Genomic DNA, 15,680 nt, shown 5'->3' with positions numbered 1-15,680 from the left:
GGCAACAAAAAATGGTTCAACGGCCCTCCAGGCCCCCTTTACGACGGTGTCCCCATGAACGACCACCAGCAGCCGCTCGCCGCGGTGCCCGCCGCACAAGGTCTGTACGACCCGCAAAACGAACACGACGCCTGCGGCGTCGGCTTTGTCGCTCACATCAAGGGCAAGAAGAGCCACGAGATCATCCAGCAGGGTCTGAAGATCCTCGAGAACCTCGACCACCGCGGCGCGGTCGGTGCCGATCCGCTGATGGGCGACGGCGCGGGCATCCTGATCCAGATTCCGGACGCGTTCTATCGCGAGGAAATGGCGAAGCAGGGCGTGATGCTGCCGCCGGCCGGCGAATATGGGGTCGGGATGATCTTCCTGCCGAAGGAAAACGCATCGCGTCTCGCGTGCGAGCAGGAGCTCGAGCGCACGGTGAAGGCCGAAGGCCAGGTCGTGCTCGGCTGGCGCGACGTGCCGGTCGACCATGCGATGCCGATTTCGCCGACCGTGAAGGCGAGCGAGCCGCTGATCCGCCAGATCTTCATCGGCCGCGGCAAGGACATCATGGTGACGGACGCGCTCGAGCGGAAGCTGTACGTGATCCGCAAGACGGCGAGCCACCGCATCCAGGCGCTGAAGCTCAAGCACGGCAAGGAATACTTCGTGCCGTCGATGTCGGCGCGCACGGTCGTCTACAAGGGGCTGCTGCTGGCGGGCCAGGTCGGCGTGTATTACCGCGACCTGCAGGACGCGCGTGTCGTGTCGGCGCTCGCGCTCGTGCACCAGCGCTTCTCGACCAACACGTTCCCGGCGTGGGAACTGGCCCACCCGTACCGGATGATCGCGCACAACGGCGAGATCAACACCGTGAAGGGCAACGTGAACTGGCTGAACGCACGCACCGGCGCGATCGCGTCGCACGTGCTCGCCGACGACCTGCCGAAGCTCTGGCCGCTGATCTACCCGGGACAGTCGGATACCGCATCGTTCGACAACTGTCTCGAACTGCTGGTGATGGCCGGCTACCCGCTCGTGCACGCGGTGATGATGATGATCCCCGAAGCGTGGGAACAGCACACGCTGATGGACGAGAACCGCCGCGCGTTCTACGAATACCACGCCGCGATGATGGAGCCGTGGGACGGCCCGGCCGCGATCGCGTTCACCGACGGTCGCCAGATCGGCGCGACGCTCGACCGTAACGGCCTGCGTCCGGCGCGCTACATCGTCACGGACGACGACCTCGTCATCATGGCGTCGGAGGCCGGCACGCTGCCGATCCCCGAATCGAAGATCGTCAAGAAGTGGCGCCTGCAGCCGGGCAAGATGTTCCTGATCGACATGGAACACGGCCGCATCATCGACGACAAGGAACTGAAGGACAACCTCGCGAACGCGAAGCCGTACAAGAGCTGGATCGACGCCGTGCGCATCAAGCTCGACGAGATCGAGCCGAAGGCCGAGGAAGTCGCGGCCGGCCGCACGCAGGGCGCCGCGCTGCTCGACCGCCAGCAGGCGTTCGGCTATACGCAGGAAGACCTGAAGTTCCTGATGGCGCCGATGGCGCAGCAGGGCGAAGAGGCCGTCGGTTCGATGGGCAACGACTCGCCGCTCGCGGTGATGTCGAACAAGAACAAGACGCTCTACCACTACTTCAAGCAGCTGTTCGCGCAGGTCACGAACCCGCCGATCGACCCGATCCGCGAGAACATGGTCATGTCGCTCGTGTCGTTCATCGGCCCGAAGCCGAACCTGCTCGACACGAACAACATCAACCCGCCGATGCGTCTCGAAGTGTCGCAGCCGGTGCTCGACTTCAAGGACATCGCGAAGATCCGCGCGATCGACCAGTACACGGGCGGCAAGTTCAGCGCATACGAACTGAACATCTGCTACCCGGTCGCGTGGGGCAAGGAAGGCATCGAGGCGCGCCTCGCGTCGCTGTGCGCGGAAGCCGTCGACGCGGTGAAGTCGGGCTACAACATGCTGATCGTGTCGGACCGCAAGACGGATGCCGAGCACGTCGCGATTCCGGCGCTGCTCGCCACGTCGGCGATCCACACGCACCTCGTCCAGCAAGGGCTGCGCACGAGCACTGGCCTCGTCGTCGAGACGGGCTCCGCGCGTGAAACGCACCACTTCGCGCTGCTCGCGGGCTACGGCGCGGAAGCCGTGCACCCGTACCTCGCGATGGAAACGCTCGCGAAGATGGCCGAAGGCCTGCCGGGCGACCTGTCGCCGGAGAAGGCCGTCTACAACTTCACGAAGGCGGTCGGCAAGGGCCTGCAGAAGGTGATGTCGAAGATGGGCATCTCGACGTACATGTCGTACACGGGTGCGCAGATCTTCGAAGCGCTCGGCCTGTCGAGCGACCTCGTCGAGAAGTACTTCAAGGGCACGGCGTCGAAGGTCGGCGGCATCGGCCTGTTCGAAGTCGCGGAAGAGGCGATCCGCCTGCACCGCGACGCGTTCGGCGACAACCCGGTGCTGCGCGACATGCTCGACGCGGGCGGCGAGTACGCGTACCGCGTGCGCGGCGAAGACCACATGTGGACGCCGGATTCGATCGCGAAGCTGCAGCACGCGACGCGCAGCAACTCGTACCAGACGTACAAGGAATACGCGCACCTGATCAACGACCAGACCAAGCGTCACATGACGTTCCGCGGCCTGTTCGAGTTCAAGGTCGAGCCGACCAAGGCGATCCCGATCGACGACGTCGAATCGGCGAAGGACATCGTCAAGCGCTTCGCGACGGGCGCGATGTCGCTCGGCTCGATCAGCACCGAGGCGCACGCGACGCTTGCGATCGCGATGAACCGGATCGGCGGCAAGTCGAACACCGGCGAAGGCGGCGAGGATCAGAAGCGCTACCGCAACGAGCTGCGCGGCATCCCGATCAAGGCCGGCGAGACGCTGAAGTCGGTGATCGGCGATGAAATCGTCAGCGACATCGCGCTGAAGGACGGCGATTCGCTGCGCTCGAAGATCAAGCAGGTCGCGTCGGGCCGTTTCGGCGTCACCGCCGAGTACCTCGTGTCGGCCGACCAGATCCAGATCAAGATGGCGCAGGGCGCGAAGCCGGGCGAAGGCGGCCAGCTGCCGGGCCACAAGGTGTCCGAGTACATCGGCAAGCTGCGTTACTCGGTGCCGGGTGTCGGCCTGATCTCGCCGCCGCCGCACCACGACATCTACTCGATCGAGGATCTGGCGCAGCTGATCCACGACCTGAAGAACGTGAACCCGAGCTCGAGCATCTCGGTGAAGCTGGTGTCGGAAGTGGGCGTCGGCACGGTCGCGGCCGGGGTCGCGAAGGCGAAGGCCGATCACGTCGTGATCGCCGGCCATGACGGCGGCACGGGCGCATCGCCGCTGTCGTCGGTCAAGCATGCGGGCACGCCGTGGGAACTCGGCCTGGCCGAAACGCAGCAGACGCTCGTGCTGAACCGCCTGCGCGGCCGTATCCGCGTGCAGGCCGACGGCCAGATGAAGACGGGTCGCGACGTCGTGATCGGCGCGCTGCTCGGCGCGGACGAATTCGGCTTCGCGACGGCGCCGCTCGTCGTCGAGGGCTGCATCATGATGCGCAAGTGTCACCTGAACACGTGCCCGGTCGGCGTCGCGACGCAGGATCCGGTGCTGCGTGCGAAGTTCCAGGGCCAGCCCGAGCACGTCGTGAACTACTTCTTCTTCGTTGCCGAGGAAGTGCGCGAGATCATGGCGCAGCTCGGCATCGCGAAGTTCGACGACCTGATCGGCCGCGCCGACCTGCTCGACACGCGCAAGGGCGTCGAGCACTGGAAGGCGAAGGGCCTCGACTTCTCGCGCGTGTTCTACCAGCCGGAAGAGTGCGAGGACGTCGCGCCGCGTCATGTCGACGTGCAGGATCACGGCCTCGAGCGCGCGCTCGACCACGTGCTGATCGAGAAGGCGAAGGCCGCGATCGAGAACGGCGAGCATGTGTCGTTCATCCAGCCGGTGCGCAACGTGAACCGGACGGTCGGCGCGATGCTGTCGGGCGTGATCGCGAAGAAGCACGGCCACGACGGCCTGGCCGACGACGCGGTGCACATCCAGCTGAAGGGCACGGCCGGCCAGAGCTTCGGCGCGTTCCTCGCGAAGGGCGTGACGCTCGACCTCGTCGGCGACGGCAACGACTACGTCGGCAAGGGCCTGTCGGGCGGCCGGATCATCATCCGCCCGACCAACGACTTCCGCGGCAAGTCCGAGGAAAACATCATCTGCGGCAACACGGTGATGTACGGCGCGATCGAAGGCGAATCGTTCTTCCGCGGCGTCGCGGGTGAGCGCTTCTGCGTGCGCAACTCGGGCGCGACGGCGGTCGTCGAAGGGACGGGCGACCACGGCTGCGAATACATGACGGGCGGCACGGTCGTCGTGCTCGGCGAGACGGGGCGCAACTTCGCGGCCGGCATGTCGGGCGGCCTCGCGTACATCTACGATCCGGAAGGCACGTTCGCGGCGAAGTGCAACAAGTCGATGGTCGCGCTCGAGCCGGTGCTGCAGGCGGCCGAGCAGGAGCGCACGGTCGACCGCGCGCTCTGGCATGCGGACACGACGGACGAAGCGCTGCTCAAGGGGCTCGTCGAGCGTCATTTCCAGTTCACGGGTTCGCCGCGCGCGAAGTCGCTGCTGGAAAACTGGGACGCGGCGCGCCGCCAGTTCGTGAAGGTGTTCCCGCACGAATACAAGCGCGCGCTCGGCGAGATCGGTGCGAAGAAGGCGGCGAAGGAAGTGCTGGCCGCCTGAGCGACGAACGACATAGCGAATGCCGCGCGCGCATGATTGCCGCGCGCGGCTCCCCCACCCGATACACCGAACAGAAGAGCACCTTATGGGCAAGGCAACCGGTTTTCTGGAGTTCGAACGCCGCCACGAGGCGTACGAAGCACCGCTCACGCGCGTGAAGCACTACAAGGAATTCGTCGCGGCACTGACCGACGCGGACGCGAAGGTCCAGGGCGCGCGCTGCATGGATTGCGGCATCCCGTTCTGCAACAACGGCTGCCCGGTCAACAACATCATTCCGGACTTCAACGATCTCGTTTACCGCCAGGACTGGCAGCAGGCGATCGAAGTCCTGCACTCGACCAACAACTTCCCGGAATTCACGGGCCGGATCTGCCCGGCGCCGTGCGAGTCCGCGTGCACGCTCGGGATCAACGACGACCCGGTCGGCATCAAGTCGATCGAGCACGCGATCATCGACAAGGCCTGGGCGGAAGGCTGGGTGAAGCCGCTGCCGGCCGAGCACAAGACGGGCAAGAAGGTCGCCGTCGTCGGTTCGGGTCCCGCGGGCCTCGCGGCTGCGCAGCAGCTCGCGCGCGCGGGTCACGACGTGACGGTGTTCGAGAAGAGCGACCGGGTCGGCGGCCTGCTGCGTTACGGGATTCCCGACTTCAAGCTCGAGAAGTGGTTGATCGACCGCCGCATGCGCCAGATGGAAGCCGAAGGCGTGACGTTCCGCACCAGCGTGTTCATCGGCAAGGATCCGCTGCCGGAATCGATCGGTAGCCTCGCGAAGGAAACCATCTCGCCGGACACGCTGAAGGAAGAATTCGACGCAGTCGTGATCGCGGGCGGTTCGGAAACGCCGCGCGACCTGCCGGTGCCGGGCCGCGAGCTCGCCGGCGTCCATTTCGCGATGGACTTCCTGCCGCAGCAGAACCGCGTGAACGCGGGCGACAAGCTCGTCGACCAGCTGGTTGCGAAGGGCAAGCACGTGATCGTGATCGGCGGCGGCGATACGGGTTCGGACTGCGTCGGCACGTCGAACCGCCACGGCGCGAAGCAGGTCACGCAGTTCGAGCTGCTGCCGCAGCCGCCGGAAGAGGAAAACAAGCCGCTCGTGTGGCCGTACTGGCCGATCAAGCTGCGCACGTCGTCGTCGCACGAGGAAGGCTGCGAGCGCGACTGGGCGGTCGCGACGAAGCGCCTCGAAGGCAAGAACGGCAAGGTCGAGAAGCTGATCGCGGCGCGCGTCGAGTGGAAGGACGGCAAGATGCAGGAAGTGCCGGGCTCCGAGTTCGAGCTGAAGGCCGATCTCGTGCTGCTCGCGATGGGCTTCACGCAGCCGGCCGCACCGGTGCTCGACGCGTTCGGTGTCGCGAAGGACGCGCGCGGCAACGCGCGTGCGGCGACCGAAGGCGATCGCTCGTACTACACGTCGGTCGACAAGGTGTTCGCGGCGGGCGACATGCGCCGCGGCCAGTCGCTCGTGGTGTGGGCGATTCGCGAAGGCCGCCAGTGCGCGCGCTCGGTCGATGCGTACCTGATGGGGCATACGGAACTGCCGCGCTGAGCTGAATACCGCGAGCGGGTTTCGATGAAAACCGGGCGTCCGACAGGGCGCCCGGTTTTTTTACGTGCACGGCCGGCAGGTTGCCGCTTAACATGCACGGAACACAGTGCAGGGCACCGGCCCGATCGACGACCGATTCCTGCGTCAACCACGATCGCGTCCTGCACACCATGTTTCGAGACAACGCCCCGGAAATCACCCGCCCGTGCTTCACGGCCGACGGCAAGCGCGTTCGGCTGGAGGACGTCGTTGCGCTGCTGCTTTCGCACGGGCAAGGCCTACACGTCGAAGACCACGCATTCGTCGCGCAGCAGCGGCAGATCGACGTCGACATGCGTGTCGCCGACGCGATCGGCGCGCGGATGACGCTGGAAGGCTTCGCGCAGTTCACGCCGGCCGACGACGTGCGCAGCACCTTCCCGCTTGCCGCGATGCGCGACATGGTGACGAGCCTCGCGCAGACCGGTATTCCGCCGGTGTTCGCTTTCGTGTGCGACGAATTCTGGCTCACCTACTGGCGGCTGCAGAAGGTCGTCGCCGCGGCGCTGGGTACCACGGCCTTCATGCTGATGCCGGATTTCTGGGTATGGCACGTCAGCGCGAAGGCGGGGCAGGCCGGCTGGAGCATGCACCGCGATGCGGGGGCGAGATCGCTGTTGCCGGACGGGCGCGCCGGCGCGCTGTCGCTGTGGATGCCGTTGACGCCCGTCGATTCGTCCACGGGTTGCGTGATGCTGCTGCCGAAGCATCGCGATCCCGACCACGGAACGGATCGCGTGTCGCAAGCCGGATTCGACGTGCGGGATATCCGTGCGCTCCCCGGCGCCGCCGGCGATCTGATGATGTGGAGCCAGTCCCTGCTGCATTGGGGCAGCCGCGGCAGCACGCTCGCGGAGACATCGCGTATCAGCATGTCGATCGGCGCGCAGGTCGAGGCACTGGGCCCGTTGAATCCGCCGCTGCTGAAGCCCGACGTGTTGCCCGCTGCCGGCCTTCGGCTCGAATTGATCGCCAAGCAGATCCTGCAATACGAGCAATTCGCGGCCATCGATCCGTCGTGGGCGCATTTCGCGCGCGTCGTGCTCGCCAGCGGATTGTCCGGGCTGGTCTTCGACATCCCTGTCGAGTGGCGGCTTCGCTGACGCATTGAACGCGCCGTCATCCGGCGTGAGATCCGACGGATCACCGGTAGCCTGCGACGGAATCGACCGCACGTGGTTCGATGCCGGCAGGCGAATGGCCGCGTTGCATCGGCGTGGCCGGTCCGAACGGAAGCATCTGAATCTTTCCGAAGCCGGTGACACGACGGTCGCAGTCGATCGTGGCCACATGATTTCCTTCGCGCGCCTTCAGGTCGAATGCCCACCAGCCCAGCTGGTCGGCATGATAACGGGGCATGCCGACGAATTCGGCTTCGTTCAGGGGGATGCCCTGGTCTTTGGCGAACGCGAGGATTTTTGCCTCGAGTTCGCCGATCGGTGCGTCGGGGCAGTAGCCGTCGTCCCTCTCGTATCCGGCAATTCCGACGATGACGAAAAACAGCCCGACGCATGCGGCGGCCGCGACGACGAGGACGAGTGCGATGCGAACGATGTAGCGGGTAACGGTTGTGGTCATGGTTGCGTCTGGCCTTCCTGACGATGGAGGGGCGGTGGCGCACGCGAAGGTTGGCGAGGCGCCGCCGGACAGCTGGCAAATTGCTTCGACACCATGCCGTAACGTCGACAGCGCCGCTGCGTGTCTCACCGTCCGCCTTTGTTCGGCCTTCCGCATTTTCGCGAAGCGTCGTCTAACCTGATGACATCCGTCCTCAATTTCTCGGCATCTCTATTCCTTTCGTTTTGTAATAATCCTTGAAAACTGTCATATCATGTCGCCCCTCGGGCCGCGTTCGCGGTGGCTGCATGTGACTGACCCTATTTACAAGGAAATCGGATGGAAGCATTCGTGCATGGGCTGATCGACGCCGTCAACGGCGTGTTGTGGAACTACGTGCTGATCGCGCTGCTGCTCGGCGCCGGTGCGTGGTTCACGTTGCGGTTCCGGATGATCCAGCTGAAGGCGTTGTTCCTCAGCATGAAGCTGGTCGGCAGCAAGGGCGAGCCGGGCAGCATTTCGTCGTTCCAGGCGTTCGCGACCGGGCTCGCGAGCCGCGTCGGCACCGGCAACATCGCCGGCGTCGCGGTCGCGTTGACGGTCGGCGGGCCGGGCGCGATCTTCTGGATGTGGATGACGGCGCTGGTCGGGATGTCGTCGGCGTTCGTCGAGGCGACGCTCGCGCAGATCTTCAAGGTCTCGCACCCGGACGGCAGCTATCGCGGCGGCCCCGCGTACTACATCCAGACGGGCCTGCGTTCGCGCGCCTTCGGCGTGCTGTTCTCGCTGTCGCTGATCCTCGCGTTCGGCTTCGTGTTCAACGCGGTGCAGGCCAACGCGATCGCCGACGCGTTCCATACGTCGTTCGGATTGAGCCGCGAGACGGTCGGCCTCGGTCTCGTGCTGCTGAGCGCACCGATCATCTTCGGCGGCATCCGCCGGATCGCGACGGTCGCGCAGGTGATCGTGCCGCTGATGGCGATCGGCTACCTCGCGCTGGCCGTGTACGCGGTGGCGACGCACATCGCGCTGGTGCCGGGCGTGATCATGCTGATCGTGAAAAGCGCGTTCGGCTTCGAGCAGGCGGCGGGCGGCCTGACGGGTTATGCGGTCAGCCAGGCGATCGCGATCGGCGTGAAGCGCGGGCTGTTCTCGAACGAAGCGGGGATGGGCAGCGCGCCGAACGCGGCCGCGACCGCGAGCACGCGGCACCCGGTTACGCAGGGGCTGATCCAGATGCTCGGCGTGTTCGTCGACACGATCGTGATCTGCAGCGCGACCGCGTTCGTGATCCTGCTGTCGGGCCAGTACGAGCTCGGCACCGGCATGGAAGGCGCGGCGCTCACGCAGCGTGCGATCTCGAGCCACGTCGGCGACTGGGGCGGCATCTACATGGCCGTTGCGATCTTCTTCCTCGCGTTCTCGTCGGTGATCGGCAACTACGCGTATGCGGAAGGCAACGTCGAATTCATCACGAAGCGGCGCGGCGTGCTGCCGCTGTTCCGCGTCGCGGTGCTCGGGATGGTGATGTTCGGCAGCGTCGGGCAACTGCCGCTCGTGTGGGCGATGGCCGATACGAGCATGGGGCTGATGGCGATCATCAACCTGATCGCGATCCTCGCGCTCGGCAAGTATGCGCACGCCGCGTGGGCCGACTATCGCCGCCAGCGCGCGGCAGGCGTCGCCGATCCGGTGTTCACGCGCAACACGATCCCGGAACTCGCGCGCGTGCTGCCGGCCGACGTGTGGGGCGAGCACGGCCCGCTGCCGCAGCGTCCCGCTTCGGCCGATCCGGCGCGCGCGCCGCGTGTCGCGGTGAGCGAGTCATGAACGGCGACCGGCTCCGTGCGTTCGTCGCGCTGATGCCCGATGAGGCCTCGCGCGACGCGCTGCACGCGTTGCCGGTCACCCGCGGCGCGCGGCGCACGCTGCCCGCGCAACTGCACATGACGCTCGCGTTCATCGGCGCGATCGAACGGGAACGTTGCGACGCGCTGGCCGCGCACCTGCCCGCGCTCGCGGCCGCGCATGCGCTGCCGCTGCTGCCGGTCGAGCGGATCGCGTGGTGGCCGAGCCTGCCGCGCGCGCGGCTGATCGTCGCGGAGCTCGAGGCCGAACCCGCGTGCGTCGCGCTGAATGCGGGGCTGGCAACGCTGCTGCGCGGACTCGGCGTGCCGGCCGACCGGCGGCCGTTCCGGCCGCACGTGACGCTCGCGCGGCTGCCGCGCGACGCGGTCGGCCAGCCCGCGCACGGCGGCGCGCCGGGGCGGCCGGTCGTGCTGCGCATCGAAGCGCTGACGCTGTTCGAAAGCCGGTTGTCGCACGAGGGCGTATCGCATCGGCCGATCGTATCGGCGCCGATCGCGTGGGCGGAAGGCCGGGCAGCGGGTTGAGCGGTTCTCGCGACACCCCGCGGTGGCCGCACGCTGCGCGTATCGCGCCCGTGCATTGCGTCGACGGCGTTGCCCGGTGCCGAGCCTACCGGCCGTAACGCGCGAGCGTCAGGCCCGACAGATCGATCTCCGGCTCGCGCCCCGTGACGAGATCCGCCAGCACCTTCCCCGAACCCATCGACATCGCCCAGCCCGTCGAGCCGTGGCCGACGTTGAGCCAGAGCCCGTCGATCCCGCTCGCGCCAAGCAGAGGCGGCCCGTCGGGCGTCATCGGCCGGCGACCGACCCAGAAGCGTGCCGACGCGCGATCGGCCGCGTGCGGAAACCAGTCGTCGAGCACCTTCATCAGCGTATCGAGCGCCTGCTGCCGCAGTGCCGCGTGCCGGTTGCCGAGTTCGGCGGTACCCGCGACGCGCAGCGTCGGGCCGAAGCGCGTGATCGCCGTCTTCAGCGATTCGTCCATCAGCGCGGCGCGCGGTGCCTTTTCGTCGTCGATAACCGCGAGCGTCGCCGAGTAACCCTTCACCGGATACAGCGGCACGTCGATGCCGTGCGGGCGCAGCAGGCCGGCGCTGTCGACGCCGAGCGCGACGACGATCGCGTCGGCCGCGAGCGGGGCATCGCTTCGTGCGGCGGCTTCGTCGTCCGGTGAATCGACCCGCACGCCGCGCACCTTGCCGCCCGCGACGTCGAGCGCGCGGATCTCGGTGCGAAAGCGGAACGTTACGCCGTTCGCCTCGCACAATGCACGCAGTTCGCGTGTGAAGCGTGCGCAGTCGCCGGCTTCGTCGTCGGGCAGGTAGATGCCGCCGACGGGCGTCTGCCGCGCCCAGCGCAGGCCCGGCTCGATCGCCGTGCAGCCGGCCGCGTCGAGTTCGCGAAACGCGATGCCGGCGTCGCGCAGCACCTTCAGCGCGGGCTGCACCATCTCGACGTCGAACGCGCCGCGCAGCAGCTGCAGGTAGCCGCGGCTCGCGCCATAGTCGAACGGAAAACGCTCGCGAAACTCATGCAGGCACGCGCGGCTGTAATACGCGATGCGCTGCATCCGCTGCTTGTTCACGCGGAACCGCTCGAATTCGCATTCGCGCAGCCAGCGCGCGATCCAGCGCCACTGCGCGGCATCGAGCGTCGGCCGGAAGATCAGCGGCGATGCGGGCTTGAACAGGTACTTGAGGATCTTGCCGGGCATGCCGGGGGCGGCCCACGGCGTCACGTAGCCGGGCGCGATCACGCCCGCGTTGCCGAGACTCGTCGCCTGCGCGACATCGGCCTCGCGTTCGATCACGGTGACGTCGCAGCCTGCTTCGCGCAGGTGCCAGGCGGTGGTGACGCCGATCACGCCGGCGCCGAGAACGATCACGTGCATGCGGTTTCCGGAACGAAGCGGGTGCTCACGATGCGACGGCCGGCTCGTCGACGAGCGACTTGCCGCGCGTTTCCGGCAGCACCAGCGCGGCGACGATCACGAGCAGGTAGCCGCCACCGGCGACGAGGCCGATCGCCTTCACGAGCGACATCGACTGCGACAGCGAGCCGACGAGGATCGGGAAGAACGATCCGAGCCCGCGGCCGAGGTTGTAGCAGAAGCCCTGGCCCGAGCCGCGGATCGCACCCGGATACAACTCCGACAGGTATGCGCCGACGCCCGCGAAAATGCCTTGCACGACGATGCCGAGCGGAAAGCCGAGCAGCAGCATCGCGGTATCGGTGATCGGCAGCATCGTGTACGCCATGCCGAGCGAGAACGAGCCGATCGCGAACAGGATGAACGACGCGCGGCGACCGAGCCGGTCGGACAGGATCGCGCCGACCACGTAACCGACGAACGAGCCGACGATCAACACGACGAGATAACCGCTCGTATTGAACACGGACAGGTGGCGGACGGTTTTCAGGTAGGTGGGCAGCCAGGTCGTGATTGCGTAGTAGCCGCCGAGCATCCCGGTGCACAGTGCGCTGCCGAACAGCGTCGCGCGCAGGTGCGGCGGCGAGAAGATCTCGAGGAAGTGGCCCGATACGCGGCCTTCGTCGCGCGCGCGGCGCGTGGCCGTGTAGATGTCCGGATCGCTGACGTTGCGGCGGATATAGAGGATCCACAGCGCGGGCACGATGCCGATCCAGAAGCATGCGCGCCACGCGACCTGCTCGGGCAGCAGCGCGAAGAACGCCCAGTAGAGGATCGCGGCCGCGGCCCAGCCGAACGACCAGCTGCTCTGCACGGTGCCGACGGCCTTCGCGCGATGCTCGGGCGAGCGGATCGTCTCGGCCATCATGATCGTCACGACCGACCATTCACCGCCGAAGCCGAAGCCCTGCAGCGTGCGCGTCGCAAGCAGCTGCCAGAACGAGTGCGTGAAACCGGACAGGCACGTGAACAGTGCGAACGTCGCGATCGTCCACTGCAGCACGCGCACGCGGCCGTAGCGGTCGGCGAGGATGCCGGCGACCCAGCCGCCGATCGCCGACGAGATCAGCGAACTCGTCGCGATCATCCCGGCCTCGCTCTTCGACATGCCCCAGGTCGCGATCAGCGTCGGAATCAGGAACGAATAGATCATGAAATCGAACGCATCGACCGCGTAGCCGCCGAATCCGGCGTACAGCGTCTTGCGCTCGCGCGACGACAATTCGTTGAACCACTGGAATGCCTGCATGCTTGCCGTCCCCTGTTGTCTCGTCTCGAGCCGCCGCGTGGCGGTTATTTTACGGTCGCGATGGGGCCGGCCAAAAAAGGCCGATGCGGGTTCGTGCAGGAAAACGGGGAGGCGGGAAGGAAGGGAGACGCCGCGTCAGAGCGTCAGGCCGCCGTCGATGTGGACGACCTGGCCGGTAATCTGCCGCGCCGCGTCCGACAGCAGGAACGCGATCAATGCGGCAACGTCGTCGGGTTCGGCGATCCGGCCGAGCGGGGTCGCCTGTTCGGCCAGTGCCCACGCGGCGGCGTTGCCGGCGCTCGGACCGTGATCCTTGCGTGTGAAGCCCGGCGCGACCGCATTGACGGTGATGCCATGCGCGGCGAATTCGACCGCCGCGGTGCGCACGAGCGATTCGAGCGCGGCCTTTGCGGCGGCGGTCGCCGCGAACGGCGCATCGGCGCGGTAGCGGTGCGCGACGAACGAACTGACCGCGACGATCCGCGGCGCGGCCGACGCTTCGAGCAGCGGCCGTGCGCGACCCGCGAGCGCGGAAAATGCGCCGGGCATCGCCGCGAAGGCGGATGCGAGCGTGTCCGCGGAAAGATCGGAAAAGGCCTGCTGCGCGGCGAAGCCGGCGTTCGCGACGAGCTGGTCGAGCCCGCCGAAGTGCGAGGCAGTCGCATCGACGAGCGTGGCCGCGACGGCCGGTGCGGCGAGATCGCCGGTAAGCGTGATGCACTTCGCGCCGGCCGCCGTGCAGGCGCGCGCGACTTCGGCGAGCCGGGCCCGCGCTGCCTCGTCGGCGCCGCGCGCGTGCAGCGCCAGCGCGATGCCGGGCGCCGCGAGTCGCCGCGCGAGCGCCGCGCCGATCCCCGAGCCTGCGCCGGTGATCAGCGCGATGCGCGCGGCGCGTGCACTCACGCCGCGACCTTGTCGCTGTTGTTCACGCGTTCGACGTGGATCGTGCCGCCGTGGAACGCGGCCAGCGACTCGCGGTGCGCGATGCTGACGATCGCGGCCTTCGGCAGCCGTTCGGCGAACAGGTGGTAGAGGCGTGCCTCGTTGTCGGCGTCGAGCGCGCTGGTGGCTTCGTCGAGGAACAGGAAGTCGGGCTTGTGCAGCAGCACGCGCGCGCCGGCCAGGCGCTGCTGTTCGCCCGGCGACAGCACGCGGGTCCAGTGCGCGGTCTCGTCGAGGCGCTCGACGTAATCCTCGAGGCGGCATGCGCGCAGCGCGTCGCGGCAAGCGTCGTCGCTGAACGTGTCGGGCGTCGCCGGATAGGTGAGCGCGGCCTTCAGCGTGCCGATCGGCAAATAGCTCGTTTGCGGCACGAACATCATCCGCGCGCCGACCGGCGCGTCGATCGCGCCGTCGCCGAACGGCCACAGGCCCGCGAGCGCACGCATGAACGTGCTCTTGCCGGAACCCGACTTGCCGATCACGAGCCAGCGCGAGCCGGGCTCGATCGTGACGCTGCCGATGTTCGCGAGCGCGTTGCCGTTCGGCAGCGCGAGCTTGAGCGACGACGTCGACAGCTTCGCGCCGTCGATGTAGTGCAGGTTGATGCCGCCGTGCTCGGTCGCGGGCGACAGGCTTTCCTTCAGGTGCGACGTGCCCATCACGCGCTTGAATTCGCGCAGGCGGTTGACGGTGGCGCGCCATTCGACGAGCGTGCGATAGCTGTTGAGGAACCAGGAGAAGGAGTCGCTGACCGTGCCGAATGCCGACGAGATCTGCATCAGCACGCCGAGCGTGAACGCACCCGCGAAGTAGCGCGGCGCGGCGACGACGAACGGGAAGATGATCGCGATCTGTCCATAGAAGGCGTTCACGAACGTCAGACGCTTTGTGTATTTCATCACGCGCCACCAGTTGTCGCGGATGCGCAGGAAGATGCCCTGCGCATTGCGGTTCTCGGTGACCTCGCCGTCGTAGAAGGCGATCTGCTCGGCATTTTCGCGCACGCGGATCAGCCCGAAGCGAAAGTCCGCCTCGACGCGCTGCTGCTGGTAGTTGATCGACACGAGCGGATGACCGACCTTCTGGATCACGACCGAGCCGACCACCGCGTACAGCGCGGCCGCCCACACCATGTAGCCGGGAATCGAGATCGGCGTGGCGCCGAGCGAGAGCGTCAACGCACCGCCGAGCGTCCAGAGGATCGTGATGAACGACGCGAGCGTGACGACCGTCGACAGCAGATCGAGCGACAGCGCGAGCGTCGTGGTCGCGAACGACTGCAAGTCGTCGGCGACGCGCTGGTCGGGGTTGTCGGCGAGGCGGTCGCGCTCAATCCGGTAGAACGCGCGGTCGCCGAGCCATTCGCCGAGGAAGCGCTCGGTCAGCCATTGCCGCCAGCGAAAGCCGAGCATCTGGCGCAAGTACAGTCCGTACACGGCGAGGATGATGAAGCCGAACGCGAGCATTGAGAACTGCATCATCAGGTGCGGGAAATCGTGGACGTCCTTCGTCTGCAGTGCGTTATAGAACTGCGCGTTCCACTTGTTCAACTGCACGGTGATCCAGACGTTGCAGAGATTGATCACGATGATCGTGACGAGCAGCGTCCACGCGATTTTCCATTCGGACGATACCCAGTAGGGCTTGATGAGGCTCCACGCGGATACCGGGCGCTCGTCCTGTGGCGCGTCGGAGGCGGAGCGGACGGGATCGATCGATTGGGTCATGTGCTTCCTGATGAGTAGCCGGCGCGCGGGCCGGGCGAAGCCGGGCGCGCGCCGC

General features: G+C 67.1%; 10 protein-coding genes. 5 read left to right on the top strand and 5 right to left on the bottom strand.

Annotated elements, in window-relative coordinates; translation table 11 throughout:
• Positions 1–54: 54 nt before the first annotated feature.
• The 3 genes from ACTRWB_RS33765 to ACTRWB_RS33755 all read left to right on the top strand — a co-directional run bounded on the left by ACTRWB_RS33765 (position 55) and on the right by ACTRWB_RS33755 (position 7,452).
• On the top strand, positions 55–4,758 hold the full coding sequence (locus ACTRWB_RS33765) for a glutamate synthase-related protein (RefSeq protein ID WP_446904438.1): 4,704 nt from the start codon (positions 55–57) through the stop codon (positions 4,756–4,758).
• A gap of 85 nt (positions 4,759–4,843) precedes the next feature.
• A complete protein-coding gene (locus ACTRWB_RS33760; RefSeq protein WP_048251422.1) occupies positions 4,844–6,310 on the top strand; it encodes a glutamate synthase subunit beta in 1,467 nt (488 codons plus the stop codon).
• Positions 6,311–6,480: 170 nt separating this feature from the next.
• Positions 6,481–7,452 carry a phytanoyl-CoA dioxygenase family protein gene (locus tag ACTRWB_RS33755; RefSeq protein WP_446904437.1) on the top strand — a complete coding sequence of 324 codons (972 nt, stop codon included), beginning with the start codon at positions 6,481–6,483 and terminating at the stop codon, positions 7,450–7,452.
• Positions 7,453–7,492: 40 nt separating this feature from the next.
• On the opposite strand, the gene ACTRWB_RS33750 is transcribed toward ACTRWB_RS33755, so the two are convergent.
• Positions 7,493–7,927, bottom strand: a complete 435-nt coding sequence (locus tag ACTRWB_RS33750) for a hypothetical protein (protein WP_446904436.1) — start codon at positions 7,925–7,927, stop codon at positions 7,493–7,495.
• Positions 7,928–8,245: 318 nt separating this feature from the next.
• On the opposite strand from ACTRWB_RS33750, the gene ACTRWB_RS33745 reads away from it, so the two are divergent.
• Both ACTRWB_RS33745 and thpR read left to right on the top strand, forming a co-directional pair.
• Positions 8,246–9,736 (top strand): alanine/glycine:cation symporter family protein, encoded by a 1,491-nt coding sequence (locus ACTRWB_RS33745; RefSeq protein WP_446904435.1) that lies wholly within the window; start codon positions 8,246–8,248, stop codon positions 9,734–9,736.
• Positions 9,733–10,299: an RNA 2',3'-cyclic phosphodiesterase gene (gene thpR / locus ACTRWB_RS33740; RefSeq protein WP_446904434.1), complete on the top strand. Its 567-nt coding sequence runs from the start codon at positions 9,733–9,735 to the stop codon at positions 10,297–10,299. Before ACTRWB_RS33745 ends, thpR begins: the two co-directional genes overlap by 4 nt.
• Positions 10,300–10,384: 85 nt before the next feature.
• Here the strand turns inward: thpR and ACTRWB_RS33735 are convergent, their stop codons facing one another.
• From ACTRWB_RS33735 to ACTRWB_RS33720, 4 genes are all read right to left on the bottom strand, one after another.
• Positions 10,385–11,668, bottom strand: coding sequence for a D-amino acid dehydrogenase (locus ACTRWB_RS33735; RefSeq protein ID WP_446904433.1), 1,284 nt, complete (start codon positions 11,666–11,668; stop codon positions 10,385–10,387).
• Positions 11,669–11,693: 25 nt separating this feature from the next.
• Entirely contained in the window at positions 11,694–12,956 is a 1,263-nt protein-coding gene (locus ACTRWB_RS33730) for an MFS transporter (protein WP_129513542.1), read from the bottom strand.
• Between the two features lie 135 nt (positions 12,957–13,091).
• On the bottom strand, positions 13,092–13,859 hold the full coding sequence (locus ACTRWB_RS33725) for an SDR family NAD(P)-dependent oxidoreductase (RefSeq protein WP_446904432.1): 768 nt from the start codon (positions 13,857–13,859) through the stop codon (positions 13,092–13,094).
• On the bottom strand, positions 13,856–15,625 hold the full coding sequence (locus tag ACTRWB_RS33720; protein ID WP_193097507.1) for an ABC transporter ATP-binding protein/permease: 1,770 nt from the start codon (positions 15,623–15,625) through the stop codon (positions 13,856–13,858). The genes ACTRWB_RS33725 and ACTRWB_RS33720 overlap by 4 nt, the downstream gene beginning before the upstream one ends.
• Positions 15,626–15,680: the final 55 nt, after the last annotated feature.

The sequence above is a fragment of the Burkholderia sp. YIM B11467 genome (assembly GCF_052952715.1).
Note: the sequence above shows the minus strand (reverse complement) of the source record. Positions and strands in the feature narration are given on the sequence as shown.

Coding starts and splice junctions, on each gene's coding strand:
- ACTRWB_RS33765 (WP_446904438.1), top strand. CDS start 55: ATGAACGACCACCAGCAGCCGCTCGCCGCGGTGCCCGCCGCACAAGGT.
- ACTRWB_RS33760 (WP_048251422.1), top strand. CDS start 4,844: ATGGGCAAGGCAACCGGTTTTCTGGAGTTCGAACGCCGCCACGAGGCG.
- ACTRWB_RS33755 (WP_446904437.1), top strand. CDS start 6,481: ATGTTTCGAGACAACGCCCCGGAAATCACCCGCCCGTGCTTCACGGCC.
- ACTRWB_RS33750 (WP_446904436.1), bottom strand. CDS start 7,927: ATGACCACAACCGTTACCCGCTACATCGTTCGCATCGCACTCGTCCTC.
- ACTRWB_RS33745 (WP_446904435.1), top strand. CDS start 8,246: ATGGAAGCATTCGTGCATGGGCTGATCGACGCCGTCAACGGCGTGTTG.
- thpR (WP_446904434.1), top strand. CDS start 9,733: ATGAACGGCGACCGGCTCCGTGCGTTCGTCGCGCTGATGCCCGATGAG.
- ACTRWB_RS33735 (WP_446904433.1), bottom strand. CDS start 11,668: ATGCACGTGATCGTTCTCGGCGCCGGCGTGATCGGCGTCACCACCGCC.
- ACTRWB_RS33730 (WP_129513542.1), bottom strand. CDS start 12,956: ATGCAGGCATTCCAGTGGTTCAACGAATTGTCGTCGCGCGAGCGCAAG.
- ACTRWB_RS33720 (WP_193097507.1), bottom strand. CDS start 15,625: ATGACCCAATCGATCGATCCCGTCCGCTCCGCCTCCGACGCGCCACAG.